Origin of the sequence: Planctomicrobium limosum, from assembly GCF_051465645.1 — a bacterium.
Lineage (GTDB): Bacteria > Planctomycetota > Planctomycetia > Planctomycetales > Planctomycetaceae > Planctomicrobium.
The window spans coordinates 809817-824418 of record NZ_CP195790.1 but is presented as its reverse complement, the minus strand read 5'-3'; the positions used below and the strand labels follow the sequence as shown (position 1 = coordinate 824418).

Sequence of the window (14602 nt, the reverse complement as noted above, 5' to 3'; positions counted from 1 at the left end):
TTGAATTGTGATTCAGCCGCACATGCCGTTCCCTTTCGAAAGGGAACACATCGTGCGGCTTTTTTATTGAGTCGGCTTATCGCGACTCAGTGCGAGCAGTGCCAGCGAAGTGGCGATCAACGGATCATCCTCCCGCATAAGAGACAGCGGGCTCTCCCAGGAGCCATCTGGGCGTTGAAGCTCCACCAGTTGTTGATGAATCAACGATAATCGGGGAGCAAATTGCTTGTCGTTCATCACAGCGCATGCGCTGGAAAATGTCATCGCGTTGTAGAAAAAGAGACCTGCCAGTGGTGCGGCTTCATCATCAGTGCTTTTCAGCTGCACAGGGACTGAAGGGGTTGCCTGCTTCAACAATGCAGCAATCGCTAACTGACTCTCGGCGTGTTGAGGCCCGATCCCCAATCGATTGAGTGAAATGATTCCATCACAAGTTGCGGTGTGATAGGAACGGGGTTGAATTTGCCCGGCGTCGTTCGTGAACCATCCCGCCTTGTTCAAGTGATCATCTGGTCTAGGAACAAACCAGAATCCGCCGTCAGGTCGCCCATTTGAACTCCTGCAATTCTTCAGGAAATTCAGGGCCTCCGTTCGCGAATCTGGAGTCAGGCCGTTTGCTATTGCCAGTGCATTCAGAGCGAAGACTGTCACTGAAATCGTCGCCGGGTTCGATTCTGCAGTAGCAGGGTCCGGTTCCACTCCCCATCCCCCGCGCCCGATTGCATCTTGAGGCCAACCGTTCGCCGGAACCTGCTGGGCCCTTTGAAGTGCTTCAACGAGTTGCTGCTTCTTTTCTTCGTCAAGAAGACCTGCCCGAGTCCCTGCTGTAATCACAAGGGCGGTCGCGTAGACAGGTGAATCAGAACGTCCGTCAGGAGCACACACCATCCCGAACGAGTCAGTTTTTGTGGTCAAATACTGCAAGCCACGCTTGAGCGACAGTTGCAGATCAGGGTGAGCGTCCAACGGACACTCCGAAAGCGCCTCTAACGCAATGGCTGTCGTCCCCACACCGGATCGCATTGTTCCATATGTCGTCGAACGCCATCCGCCATCTTCCGCCTGATTCTGAATCAGCCATGCAACACCGCGACGCAAAATCTGGTCAGGCGTTCGAACGGAATTCCCATCCACTGCCGGAGAAGGCTCCGGCTTCCGGCATCCTTGCGTTAAAAGACACAAGGAAAACAGCAGACAATAGACTGCTAATCCTGAGAGCCGAAATCCGTGATGGTGTGAGTGCGTCTGGCTTCGGTGAATCTCAGAGTTGTTCTGGGAGAGCGCAACCACACCATCAAATCGGAATCCAAACAGTGTGGGAGTCATCGCGCAAATCCAGTGCATCACAGCTCTGACATTGTCAGAGTCATGTTCGGAGCAAGAAGAGTCAGCAATGCAGTTGAGGTACAGAACGTCCGGTTTGTAATGCAGTGGTGCCCGGTCCAGCTTCCATCTCGATTCTGCGTCAGCATCAGTTCATCACGTACCCGAGGATACCAAGCTGCCCAATCAGGACGCTTCTCTTTCAGCAAGCACTCTGTCACAAGGAAGAATGAGAGATACTCTTCGCCCCCTGCGAGCTGGAATGGTCGAGAATCAGTCTTCACGCGATTCAGAAGACGATCCACGCACTCCTTAAAGACCGGTTCGTCGCGGTAGTTCATCGAATAGAGAACGCGCAGACTCGACGCGTCTTTATAGAACTCATGCATCCAATTCTGCTCATCAGCAGACCGCTTCTTGAGGTTGGCTAACAGGGCATCTCCCACCAGCTTGGCTGAGGCATCGATTTGAAAGCCTGCCGAACTTGCGGACCGTAGACATTCCCAGCCCATCACTGTCCCGAGAATCGGAGCCCAGCTTTCATTTCCCCAGGTTCCGTCTTTCCCCTGAGTCGCCCCGATATGTTGAATCAGCTTTTCGAGAGCACTGCGAATTTCGCGTTCTGCTCCCGGGGCTTCATAATAAACCTCGCTCAAATACAGCGTGGCAAAGAACAAGTCGGCGTTCATCCCGATCTTGCGCTGAATCAATGTCACTTCTGCGGCGCCAGCGGTTCTGAGCGGACGCTGCGTAATCAGATCCAGCACCCCATAAAGCACCTGAGTGCTTTCGCGCGTGTATTTGCCACCCCGAGGTGTGCTTCCTTCAGCAAGGAGGGTGAGACCGACAATCGCGGTACAACCCAAGTCAGGCGGTTGGTGCAGGTCGGTTCCGACAGTCCCGTCACGACGAATCGTCGAGACGATAAACTGCAGACCGCGATCAATCGCCTGCCTGGTTTTCGCATCGAACTTCGGCGGTGTCGCCGGTTCATCAGCGCGCACCTGCTTTGAATCGATCCCGTGCATTCGCGTGGCGGAAAAAATCCCCCCAACCAACAGGCCGCATAGAATCAAAGCAGAACCCCAGCGGTTCCGTCGCAGGCACAGAAGATCGACCATTGGTCACCCCAGATCGCAATTTTCTGAAAGGAGAAGGACCTGTTCGATGATACGAACCCCTTCAACCCCATCGGATTCGGTCATCCCATCCACTTTCACGAGAATGGAACAATCGCTGATATGGATTCTATCGCTTTTGCACCAATCGTGACGAGAGCGAATTGTCAAAATGGGCCGAAATCGTACGGGGTCGCCCTTGGATCAGGACAATTTTAGAAAATCTTTGCGTTCATTTTTGGAATGACCGCGAATCTATTACCTTATCGCTCATGATCAACCTCGAAGTTCAACTCGGCCGTTTGTCGCTTCGCAATCCCATTCTCGTTGCATCGGGAACGTTCGGATATGCGAAAGAGATGTCTCCGTTTGTCGATTTCACTCAGTTAGGGGGGATAATCCCCAAAACGGTCACCCCGACACCGCGAATTGGCAATCCGCCTCCGCGTACTGTTGAAACCAGTTCCGGAATGCTCAATTCCATTGGGCTCGACAATGATGGAATCGATACGTTTATCGACAAACATCTGCCGTACCTGTTGAGCCTGAACGCTCCAGTCTTTGCGAACATTGCTGGGCGAACAATCGATGATTTCGCAACGATGGCAGCTCGACTGGGTGACGTCCCGGGGCTGGCCGGTCTGGAATTGAACATTTCCTGCCCCAACGTCAGCGGTGGCGTCGACTTTGGAACCAATCCTGAGTCCGCCTGCAAGCTGGTCGCGGCAGTCCGCAATGCCTGCTCATTGCCGATCATCACAAAGCTGACCCCGAATGTCACCGACATCACAGCCATCGCCAAGGCGGCTGCAGACGGCGGAGCGGACGCAGTTTCGATGGTGAACACCTACCAGGGAATGGCCATCAACTGGCGACGTCGCAAGGCGGTTCTCGGAAACGTACTCGGAGGTCTCAGCGGCCCGGCAATCAAGCCACTCGCGTTGCGTTGTGTTTACCTCGTCGCGAAATCCGTATCGATCCCGATTATCGGGGTCGGCGGAATCAGCAACATTGACGACGTCATGGAGTTTCTGGTTGCTGGAGCAAGTGCCGTTCAGATTGGAACCGCCAGTTTCTTCAATCCCGGTCTCTCAGGACGGCTTGCACAGGAACTGGAACAGACGCTCGCTGCAGAAAAGCTCAGCTGCGTCACGGAAATCATCGGAACCCTGCAAGGGCTCCCCCCGAAAGCGTGCCACACCAGCACAGGATCGCCAGTGTAGTCCGGACGATCTGACACCCCTATTTGCAGCATCAACGAAAGAAAAGGCCCCACATCAAATGTGAGGCCTTTTTCTTTGCAGTCTCTCAATCGTTCTGAATCAGAACTATTCAGCCAACGCCGCAGCCTTCTTCTCGATGATCAAATCGAGTTCACTGCGAAGCCGAGGCAGGATTTCGTCGTATTTATAGGCACCGAGTGATTCAGGGCCTTTCTTCAGATTCACATGGCTCGGCCCGCACCAGAGTCCAAGATCGGCATCATCGGTCTCGCCCGGCCCGTTCACACGACACCCCATGACGGCAATCGTGATGGCGTAGTCCTTGGCGTACTCGGTCATTTCTTTGACCTGCTGCGCGAGTTCAATAAATGCTTCATTCTCAACGCGTGAACAACTTGGGCAACTGATGATGTTCAGCGTGTTCGTACCAAAGTCGACAACGGAACGAACGCGGCCGGCAGCGATATCTGCGAGGATGTTTCTTCCGGCAACGATCTCTTCGTACTTACGAGGATTGGGAACCGTGAGAGAAACCCGAATTGTATCGCCGATCCCTTTGCTGATTAACTGCTCGAATGCCACTCGGGTTTTAATGATCCCGTCAGGTGGCATCCCGGCTTCTGTTACTCCCAGATGAAGTGGAACGTCAGGCCGGAGTTCAGCAAATCGCTGATTGACTTCAATCACCTTTCGGGGATCAGAGTCTTTCAGCGAGACGCAATAGCGAGTGAAGTTCAGAGAATCGAGCAGATCACAGTGCTCAAACGCACTTTCGAGCATCGGTGAGATCGAATCGTTGTGATCGTACTTCTCTTTTTTATCTGGATCGACGGACCCACAGTTCACACCAATGCGGATTGCACAATCATTGTCGAGTGCGACCTTGGCGAGATACTCGACCTTCTCCTGCCATGGCTTCGTTCGCTCGTGGTGATAAAGGTGGCCGGGGTTGTACCGCAGCTTGGCAACGTACGGCGCGATGATCTCGGCCAGCCGATAATTCTCCTGCAAATCAACCGACAGGTTGGCTGTCACCTGCTTAGAAATGATCGCAAGTGCCTCTGCATCTTTTTTGCTGTCCACGGCGACACGAACAATATCAGCTCCAGCGTCGACCAGACTTTGAATCTGCTCAACTGTCGCGTCAATGTTCTGCGTGTGAGTTGCCGTCATACTCTGAACAGCAATGGGGTGAGCGGCACCTAACGTCACGCTACCGATACGGACAGAACGGGTCGGATTTCGAGGGAGAGTACGTTGTTCCACGGAAAATTTCCTTAGGCCGCGAACCAGCCTGCATTACGTCCGCACGACAGGCTTTAAGAGACGATGTTCTAAACGTCTGGCAGAAAACCTTGCACCAATCTCAAAACGCCTGATCAATTTGCTGGAGACGTCGATTCCATTCGAAACCGCCAAACTGCGGCGGCCAATCGGTAAAGACTCTCCCCATCACATGATAGTGAAATGGAACGAGTCTCGCAGCATCGATTTTTTTCAGGGCGAAATGTGATCACTCTCAATAAACAGGTTCGCGTGAAAATCTGACTCTTGTCTGGGGTGGGGTGGACCGATAGGATCTATTTGTCGCAGCGATCTTTTGATCTCTGCCACTGCCTCTGCGGTGTTCGATACCGGATTGCATTTTGTAGACCCGACTCCCATCCCGCAGGGAACTGTCAGACTTGGCCGCGTGTATATCCAGATGCTTCGACTTCGGTCGATCCGTCTGGCTCCCACAATCCAGGTCGGTAGTACCCACCTAAAATTGCGGGTCTGGACAAGACAATCCGCCGGCACAATGCGGAGGCATTTTTCTTTTCACCTTGCACCATCTCGCTGCATTGTCGGTAAATTACCGCTGAATACCATGCATGCGTCAACACTGACGCGGTATGATGAAGTATTGAGCGATCTGAGTTGCTCCTTTCCCGTGATTTCCACTGAATCGTCATTTGCAGACGGGAAAGTACGCTGGCAACTCCAGCAGTCCATCCCACGCAGACAATGATTTGCAGCGATGAATTGCCATTATTTTCTGGCAAGAATGCAAGGGCTGAACATGACGCCGGACCTTTCCCATTTCCCTCTTTTTGACATGGCTGGTCGTGTCGCCGTTATTACAGGAGCAGCAAGCGGAATTGGTCGTGCCACCGCATTGACCTTCGCTCGCGCAGGTGCCCGAGTATTTACTGGGGATTTTGACCTGTGTCACGAAACCAGTGACGAATTTCGGGCTCTTGAAATTCACGAGCAGCTTTGCGATGTCCGAAATGTTGACGATCTCCGCTCACTGATTGATGGGGCTGCCGCAAAAGCTGGCCGACTCGACTTCCTGATCAACAATGCAGGGATGAATCTGGTCGGGCAGGTCACCGAAATTGAAGAGTCGGAGTGGCAGAACTGCATGGACACCAACCTGAAGGCTCCATTTTTTGGTGCCAAGTTTGCAGTCCCTCACATGCAAAAAAGCGGTGGCGGGTCCATTGTCAACACGGCCAGCAACGCAGGGCTAATGCCCCGGGCACATGATCCCGTTTATTCGATCAGCAAAATGGCACTTGTCGGGTTGACTCGAAGTCTGGCCCTTTGCCACACAGTGGATCGAATCAGGGTCAACTGCGTCTGCCCCGGGCCAGTTTCAGACACGCGCCTCATGGACAGCACACTGGCATGTGAAGAAAATCCGGATGATGCCGCACGTCGCTACCTTAAGTCCAGTCCTTTAGCTCATGCTCATGGACGGATGATTTCGCCATTCGAAGTTGCCAGTACCATCCTCTATCTTTGCAGCGATGCAGCGGCGATGGTGACCGGTACTGCAGTCGCAATCGATGGAGGGAAATCACTCGGGATTCCCCCACAAGACAACAACGACTGGTAGCTCGACAGGCCAATCGCTCGCCCCTGACAGGACATTCCCCCAGAGAGTCGATGTCGGGATGCAAACTGTGTGGAATTCGAAATTTGCGACAGTTTCAGCAGCTGAAGTCATTTGACAGAACCGGGAGTACTGGCGTTATAGTTCTTCGGGAACGAACAATGCTTTTCTGGGAATCCAGTTCTCCCTGATTGACCAACCGAAATTGACCCCCGACACTTGGGAAACCAGGGTTGAACGTTGGCCTGAACGCGTACGACAAATGTTTTGCGCTGAAGGACCGCCAATCGTTTCAGAGCCCCGCGAACATCCCGCTGCAACTGAGACACGGACTTGTCCCCCCCACCACCGCTTCGTAGATCTGGTAAACTTGTCGCCAGCCTCAAAGCCGTCGGTGCTATTCTCATCTGCCTTGCTGCAATCCTGTTGATCTATAGTAAAGTCGAATCTTTTCGATGGCAGGATATCCGCGCCAGCCTCGCGGAAGTCCCGCAGAGTGTCATCCTGATCAGTGCCGCTTTAACAGCGTTGAACTATGTCATCCTGATCGGATATGACCTGATCGCGGTTCGCACTCTTGGACACCCTCTCTCGCTGAAACGCATCTCACTTGCTTCATTCACCGGATTCGTCGCATCAAACAATTTCGGTGCGATCTTCGGTGGAACCCCTGTCCGTGCCAGACTCTATTCTGCCTGGGGATTCTCTGCCGGAGAGATGACGCATTTGATCATCCTGGTGGGGAGTACTTTCTGGCTGGGACTGTTTGCATTGTCTGGCGTGGTGTTCATCGCCACTCCCTTTCCGATTCCCCCGGAATTGAATCTTCCATTCTCCTCGGTCAGGCCACTCGGATTCATTCTGGCTTTAATCGCTTTATCGAGCATCGCGTTTTCCTTCTTCCGCCGAACCCCGATACAGTGCCGTGGCTATCAATTTACGATTCCTTCGCCCAAGGTACTGGCGCTTCAATTCTTGGTTGCAACGGCAGACTTTCTGGTTGCGGCAGGATGTCTCTATGTCCTCATGCCGGCCTCGGTCACGATTCCGTATTTTGAATTCCTGGGAATCTTCCTGCTTGCAATCGTTGCGATTGTGATCACCAACGTGCCAGGTGGAGTGGGTGTTTTTGAAGCAGTGATTCTCACCTTTTCAGGAGCTGACAATCAGCCTGCCGTAATCGCCGCACTGATGATTTTTCGGCTGGTGTATTTCATTGCTCCATTAGCAGTCGCGGTCATCATTCTTGTGCTGTATGAAGCCCGTCCGCACCTGAAAACGATTCAACGCGTTTCGATCACTGCTGGCGATGCACTGGGCGGATTAATTCCGCGATTTATTGCCTATGCGACAATGGCGTTGGGAGCAATTCTCCTGTTCTCCGGAGCACTTCCGCCGATTGCCGGACGAGTAGAAGTGCTGAAGATGTTTCTGCCGCTGCCAGCCGTTGAAGCATCTCACTTTCTTGCCAGCCTGGCTGGTGGGGGCTTGTTACTCCTCGGACGAGGACTCTTGCGGCGTCTCGACGGTGCCTGGTTTGGTGCAGTGTTACTACTGGCGGCCGCTTGTCTGTTTTCTCTCTCCAAAGGACTGGATTACGAAGAGGCCAGCGGATCTTTCCTTCTGCTACTAATGCTTCTGCTCGCCAGAAAAGAGTTTTATCGTCGCGGATCAATCCTGCATCCAAGCTGGACGACACGTTGGTTCACCGCGATTTTGATTGTCGTGATCTGCACGACAGGGTTGGCTCTTTTTAGTCACCAGCATGTCGAATACTCACACGAACTCTGGTGGAAATTCGCATTTGACGCCGATGCTCCCCGGGCACTTCGTGCTCAGGTTGCTGTGATGGTGTTATTGCTGAGTTTTGCTGTTCTTAAACTGTTGAGCGCGGATTCACGTCAACAAGAGCACAACGCCACAGAAGAAGAACTGGAACTCGCTTCCGCAATCGTCAAAACCTCACCGAAAACGCAATCCAATCTCGCATTGCTGGGAGATAAAGCTCTCCTGTTCAATGATGAGAAAACTGCCTTCCTGATGTATGGAGTACAGAACCGTTCATGGACGGTGATGGGCGATCCGGTTGGCGACCGCGAGTCGTGGGCAGAACTGATGTGGGAGTTCCGCGAGCATTGCGACAAGTACGACGCCTGGCCCGTCTTCTACCATATTGCCCCGGAGAATATCCCACTCTACATCGATCAGGGATTCGTGCTGCTGAAGCTCGGCGAAGAGGCCCGAGTAAAGACATCGACCTTCTCTATGGAAGGGAAACGCTGGCAGAGCCTGCGATCCAACTTCAACAAGTTCCGTAAAGAAGGAACAGAGTTCATCGTCCTGCCACCTGAACAGGTCAAAGAAGTCCTACCTCGGCTGAAAGAGATTTCCGACGCTTGGCTGGAAGAAAAGCAGGGGGCCGAAAAAGGGTTTTCGCTTGGCTTCTATGATGAAGAATATCTCTGTCGATTCCCGTGCGCAATCGTGCGTTATCAGGGAGTCATTGTCGCCTTTGCCAACCTGTGGCTCGGAGCGGACAAGGATGAATTCGCCATTGATTTAATGCGTCATCTCGATAGCCCGAAGCGCATGATGGACTATCTGTTCATCGAGCTGATCCTGTGGGGCAAAGAGCAGGGGTATCAGTGGTTCAACATGGGAATGGCTCCATTGTCAGGGATTGAAGCCCATGAATTGTCTCCGGCATGGAACAAAATGGCATCCTTGCTTTACCGACACGGAGACCGGTTCTACAGCTTCGAAGGTTTGCGAGATTACAAAGACAAATTTGCGCCGACATGGTCTCCGCGATACCTTGCCGCACCCGGCGGACTGGCACTCCCCAGAATACTCGCGGATGTCACGCGACTCATCGCCCGAACTCGCGATTAGTTCGACTTAGTAGACGAGCATGTCACCACGCAATAAAGGGTTCACGATCTCGCAGCAATGCAGGAAGCGAGTAAAGAAACTCAAAGACAATCCAGTTCGACTGAACGACTGATGAATTTCATCATCAAAGTCGAAATCGAGTAAACACCATCATGACTCTTCGAATTTGAAAACCGCCTGAAAGCTGGTTTATGGAACATTGGAATCTTCTGTATAACGTTGTCTTGCTCCTGGGCGCCTGCATGCTGTCCGGTGGCCTGTTTGCACGATTCGGACAAAGCCCCATGCTGGGGTATTTACTGGCCGGAATGTTCCTGGGTGGCCCCGGAAGTCTCCACATCATCCATTCGGAAGACGAAATTGAGGTACTTGCCGAGTTGGGCGTCGCCCTGCTGCTCTTCAGTCTGGGGCTTGAGTTCTCACTCGGGCGATTGCTTTCACTTGGTGCGAAAACACTGGCATCCGGTGCCCTTCAGGTCATTCTGACCGCCGTGTTTGGAACTTGCCTCTTCCTCGGCATGAGGTTGGGACTCGTCGAAGCGGTCGCGGTCGGGGCGCTGATCTCGCTAAGCAGCACAGCCTGCGTTCTGCGAGTTCTGATGGAACGATCAGAGATGGACAGCCTGCATGGGCGCAACACTCTTGCAGTCCTGCTGACGCAAGATATTGCAGTTGTTCCCCTCGCCATGTTAATGACATTTCTGGCACATGGCGGAACCCCTGGCGACATTGCTTTGGATGTCGGAAAAACGTTATTGGCAGCAACCGGTTTGATTCTCGTTCTGCACATCGGACTGAACATTCTTGCTGTCCGTTTGCTGGGAACATTGACGCTCGACCGCAATCGAGAGCTGACGCTGATATTGGCCGTGGTCGTTGGACTTGGTTCAACCTGGCTGGCGATTCGAGCCGATATTTCACCGTCGCTCGGGGCATTCGTGGCGGGGATGTTTCTTGGAAGTTCGGCATTCGCGACGCAAATTCGATCCGACATTTCCTCTCTCAGAACAGTTCTGCTGACGTTGTTTTTTGGTTCAGCCGGAATGTTCGCCAGTCCGGTCTGGATCGTTCAAAATGCTCCGTTAGTGATTCTGGTGACGGCCATTGTGATCGTCGGAAAAGCCGGGATCATTTGGGCCATCTTTCGGATGGTCGGGCAGCCTCATCACGTTGCCGCTGCAACCGGGATCTGTCTTGCGCAGATTGGTGAGTTCGGCTTCGTTCTGGCGAATATTGGAAGGGAGAGTTCGATCATCACTCCCGAGACCCATATGCTTGTGATTTCCACCATTATCGCGAGTCTGTTTGCAACTCCAATTCTTGTTTCCAATGCTCTGCCTCTCGGGGCACGTCTCGCAAAGCTGGGGGGAGCAAAACACAAAGCCGGACTTCAGAATGATGACGACCATAGCCACCACCCGGACATCGTCATCATTGGCTTTGGCCCCGCCGGTCGGCTTGCTGCAGAGCCGTTCATTGGTCGTGGTGAACGAGTTCATGTCATTGACCTGAACCAGCGAGGACTTCTTGACGCCGCAGCACTGGGCTTTATTGCCCATATCGGAGATGCGTCCAGTTCCGAAGTTCTCGAACATTGTCACGTCGAGAAGGCGCACATCGTCATTGTCACGATCCCTGACCATAAAGCGGCCATGCGAATCCTGCAGGAGATCAGACGCATCGCACCGCACACTCACATCACTGTTCGGTCCCGTTACCAGCGATACACAAATGACTTCCTCGATGCTGGCGCCAGCGCGGTCATTGGAGACGAAGAGGAAGTGGGAGCACGTCTCGGGCAGGAAAGTGAACAATGGTTGAATGAACTTGACGAGTGTCTCGCCGCCAATCATGACGACCACGACCACCTGAGCAACACGGAGACTCGTCCCCATTGATTTTCGTTTGATATCCGTTCCGATGAAGGAATATCACAGTGTGCGTCCCGCAATATACGGGGTCCGACAATGAACTTGAGAGAGAGGCCGAGTATTCTCAACCACAGAGTACTCGGCCTCTCTCCGCGAAATCCCCAAGCTTCATCAATACTTGGAGACTCATACACATGATCATTCTGCTATTTCCGGGATGACCAACCACCACTTTCTGGCCACAGAAACTGCCATTACGGGACGGCTGCTTCGCGGCAAGTGGAGAGACAGAACCGGTTGAGTCCAGAAAATCGCTGTTCAGCAGGAAATAGGCCTCAGAAAACAACCCCACTGATTGAGTGATTGCCCCAACCTGAATAAAGCGACGCATTCGGCTCCCGAAGCAAGGACGAATTACTGCCCCCATTCCAGTAGATCGAACGCGAAGTTCTTGCATTACCGGCGATAATAAAGTAGCTTCAGAAGTCCCTCCATATTTTGAATTGCAGGATTCCCACCTCGTCAAACTCATGCTCGACACTTCGGGCTGAAGTATTGGTCTTGCTGAATTGAGGTTCGACATGAACGCACAGACCTACCGCATCTGGACCGCTGCAGCTTCGCTTTTCGTCGGTCTGATGCAACCGTGTCAGGCTGCTGAATCTTCAGAGCAGAAAATCGTTTACGAATCGCATATCCGCCCCATATTCAAGGCGATGTGTTTTCAGTGTCACGGTGAAGAGGCGAAGCATCAGGGCGGTCTCGACTTGAGACTGGTTCGCCTGATGGTCTCCGGGGGAGAATCCGGTTCCGCAATCAGTGAGAAATCTCCAGACCAGAGTCTGCTGTGGCAGCGAATCGAATCTGACGAGATGCCAGAGGGCGAAAAGAAACTCTCTGCGAGCGAGAAAAATCTGATTCGGCAGTGGATCGAAGCGGGTTGCCCAACGCTTCGCCCGGAGCCAGAGAATGTCGAAGACGCACGCTATACACCTGAAGAACTCGGGCACTGGTCTTTTCAACCAGTGCAGCGTCCGCCAGTCCCGACTCCGGCTGGTGTTGAAGTTTCTTCGGCGCTGGATGCTTTCATTGCAGAGCAACTTGTGAAAGCCGGTGTGACATTTTCACCAGAAGCTGACCGCCAGACATTGATTCGCCGACTCAGCTTTGACCTGACGGGATTGCCTCCGACACCAGAACAAGTTCAGGCGTTCATCAAAGACGAGTCGCCAGACGCTTATGAAAAACTCGTGGACTCCCTGCTCGCTTCACCACATTATGGTGAACGCTGGGGACGCCACTGGCTTGATGTTGCCGGCTTTGCAGAAACCGACGGAGCCTTGGTCAAGGACACTGCACGCCCACACGCCTGGCGATACCGTGACTATGTCATCAATTCGTTCAACAACGACATTCCTTACAATCAGTTCCTCACAGAACAGCTTGCCGGCGATGAACTGATCAAAGGGACCCCAGATCCAGACAACCCGGAACACATGCGACTGCTCGCTGCGACGGGGTTTCTCCGCATGGGGCCGGACGTCACGAACGCAGAGAATACGATTCCCAACCGCCATCAGGCAGTTGCCGATCTGATCTCGATCGTCTCGACAGCAACGATGGGAGTTACGATTGGTTGTGCCCAATGTCACGATCACCGTTACGATCCAATTTCCGCAGAAGACTATTACCGGTATCGGGCCATCTTCGATCCGGCACTTCCAATCGCCACCTGGAAGCGGCCTCAAGAACGTCTGCTGGATGTCACTCCAAAATCGATTCTTGAACAGGAAAAGGAAATTGCAGCCAAGGCGGCTGAACTGACTAAAGTTCTCAACGAAGCCAAGCGAGTCATTGCTCAAGCAGAATACGAAAAGGTCGTCCTTGAGATTCCCGAAGCAGAACGGGAAACGCTCGTCGCCATCGTCGAGAAAGCTGCCAAAGATCGCACAAAAGAGGAACAGGAGAATCTGAATCGATTTCCGCGATTGCATCCGGTTCCAATTATTCAACAGCGTCTGAACCTTTATAACCCCAAAGAACTGGCAAAGCTCAGTGACCAGCAGAAGGAAATCGACGCGCTGAATGCGACGAAACCTCCTCGAGTGATGGTGATGGGGATCTCCGAGAAGGCTGCCCCACTTCCGAAGAGTTCGGTCTTGTTTCGAGGCGATCCGGGACAGCCGATTAAGGACGTGACTCCTGGCGAACTTTTTGTCATCGCCCGATCTCTCGACAATCCCACGATTGCAGAAAAGTCCGCCGATTTGCCTTCATCCGGGCGCCGGCTAGCTTACGCATCGATTTTGACGAGCGAACGCCACCCGCTGACCGCACGAGTTGCAGTGAACCGCATGTGGGCACACCATTTCGGGAAAGGAATTGTCGGTACTCCCGGTGATTTCGGGCTCGCTGGTGATAAGCCAACACATCCTGAACTTCTTGACTGGCTCGCCGCTGAGTTGGTTGAAGGAGGCTGGCGATTGAAGCGAATTCATAAACTGATTGTCACTTCGCGCACATACAAGCAGAGTTCACAACGGACGCAACAACTTGATGAAGTCGATGCAGAGAATCGACTGTTCGGGCGAATGAATCTGCGACGCCTCGATGCAGAATCAATCCGCGACGCCATGATCGCCGCAACTGGAAAGCTTTCACCGACTGTCGGAGGAACATCCATCCCGGTTGGGCGGGAAATGGATGGGCGGGCGGTCATTGGCGAAGAAATCTATACCAATTCGCTCCCGCAAGGGGTGAAAGACATTGGCGACGCGAAGTTTCGACGCAGCCTTTATGTGCAGTTCCGCAGAAATGTTCCGCTGACATTCCTGGATGCGTTCGATTTGCCTGTGATGACTCCAAACTGTCAGAGCCGCAAAGCGACAAACGTTGCTCCACAAGCGCTCTTGCTGTTGAACGACGCGTCAATCATCGACACCTCAGAAGTGATCGCGAGAGATCTGGTTGCATCCAACCCGATGGACGATTCACAACTGGACAAGGCGATTGACGAATTGTTCTTGAGACTTCTGGCCTCGACTGCGACACCGGAAGAACGAGAGATGTGCCGAGCCTTCGTTGCAAAGCAAATTGAACGATTGCAGGGATCAACAGACGCGACCTGGAAGAAGCGACTGAAAGATCAGCCTGATCTGGTACAAATTGGAGCCTTCGCATCACTGGCTCAGTCAGTAGTTGCCACCAATCGTTTCCTGTACGTGGAGTAGCGCGACGATTCATTGTCGCTGACTGGAAACTCAACGTTCAGAAAACATCACGATTCAACAACGA

At 53.0% G+C, this 14602-nt stretch carries 8 protein-coding genes and 1 other RNA gene; 6 read left to right on the top strand and 3 right to left on the bottom strand.

The window, feature by feature from the left end; genetic code table 11:
- Window positions 1-63: 63 nt before the first annotated feature.
- Both SH527x_RS03010 and SH527x_RS03005 read right to left on the bottom strand, forming a co-directional pair.
- Window positions 64-1326, bottom strand: coding sequence for a prenyltransferase/squalene oxidase repeat-containing protein (locus tag SH527x_RS03010; RefSeq protein WP_437193179.1), 1263 nt, complete (start codon window positions 1324-1326; stop codon window positions 64-66).
- Window positions 1327-1343: 17 nt separating this feature from the next.
- Complete coding sequence (locus tag SH527x_RS03005; protein ID WP_437193178.1) at window positions 1344-2444, bottom strand: hypothetical protein; 1101 nt, start codon at window positions 2442-2444, stop codon at window positions 1344-1346.
- A 269-nt stretch (window positions 2445-2713) separates the two neighbouring features.
- Between SH527x_RS03005 and SH527x_RS03000 the strand changes: the two genes are divergently transcribed.
- Window positions 2714-3664: a dihydroorotate dehydrogenase gene (locus SH527x_RS03000; protein WP_437193177.1), complete on the top strand. Its 951-nt coding sequence runs from the start codon at window positions 2714-2716 to the stop codon at window positions 3662-3664.
- Window positions 3665-3769: 105 nt separating this feature from the next.
- Here the strand turns inward: SH527x_RS03000 and ispG are convergent, their stop codons facing one another.
- A complete protein-coding gene (ispG, locus tag SH527x_RS02995) occupies window positions 3770-4930 on the bottom strand; it encodes a (E)-4-hydroxy-3-methylbut-2-enyl-diphosphate synthase (protein WP_437193176.1) in 1161 nt (386 codons plus the stop codon).
- A 347-nt stretch (window positions 4931-5277) separates the two neighbouring features.
- Between ispG and ssrS the strand changes: the two genes are divergently transcribed.
- The 5 genes from ssrS to SH527x_RS02970 all read left to right on the top strand — a co-directional run bounded on the left by ssrS (window position 5278) and on the right by SH527x_RS02970 (window position 14538).
- Window positions 5278-5478, top strand: a non-coding RNA gene (ssrS, locus tag SH527x_RS02990) — 6S RNA.
- Between the two features lie 206 nt (window positions 5479-5684).
- On the top strand, window positions 5685-6548 hold the full coding sequence (locus tag SH527x_RS02985; RefSeq protein WP_437193175.1) for an SDR family NAD(P)-dependent oxidoreductase: 864 nt from the start codon (window positions 5685-5687) through the stop codon (window positions 6546-6548).
- Between the two features lie 330 nt (window positions 6549-6878).
- Window positions 6879-9437: a bifunctional lysylphosphatidylglycerol flippase/synthetase MprF gene (gene mprF, locus SH527x_RS02980; RefSeq protein WP_437193174.1), complete on the top strand. Its 2559-nt coding sequence runs from the start codon at window positions 6879-6881 to the stop codon at window positions 9435-9437.
- A gap of 191 nt (window positions 9438-9628) precedes the next feature.
- Window positions 9629-11335 carry a cation:proton antiporter gene (locus SH527x_RS02975; RefSeq protein ID WP_437193173.1) on the top strand — a complete coding sequence of 569 codons (1707 nt, stop codon included), beginning with the start codon at window positions 9629-9631 and terminating at the stop codon, window positions 11333-11335.
- Between the two features lie 554 nt (window positions 11336-11889).
- Window positions 11890-14538: a PSD1 and planctomycete cytochrome C domain-containing protein gene (locus tag SH527x_RS02970; RefSeq protein WP_437193172.1), complete on the top strand. Its 2649-nt coding sequence runs from the start codon at window positions 11890-11892 to the stop codon at window positions 14536-14538.
- Window positions 14539-14602 lie beyond the last annotated feature (64 nt).

Coding starts and splice junctions, on each gene's coding strand:
- SH527x_RS02985 (WP_437193175.1), top strand. CDS start 5,685: ATGAATTGCCATTATTTTCTGGCAAGAATGCAAGGGCTGAACATGACG.
- SH527x_RS03010 (WP_437193179.1), bottom strand. CDS start 1,326: ATGACTCCCACACTGTTTGGATTCCGATTTGATGGTGTGGTTGCGCTC.
- SH527x_RS03000 (WP_437193177.1), top strand. CDS start 2,714: ATGATCAACCTCGAAGTTCAACTCGGCCGTTTGTCGCTTCGCAATCCC.
- SH527x_RS02970 (WP_437193172.1), top strand. CDS start 11,890: ATGAACGCACAGACCTACCGCATCTGGACCGCTGCAGCTTCGCTTTTC.
- SH527x_RS02975 (WP_437193173.1), top strand. CDS start 9,629: ATGGAACATTGGAATCTTCTGTATAACGTTGTCTTGCTCCTGGGCGCC.
- SH527x_RS03005 (WP_437193178.1), bottom strand. CDS start 2,444: ATGGTCGATCTTCTGTGCCTGCGACGGAACCGCTGGGGTTCTGCTTTG.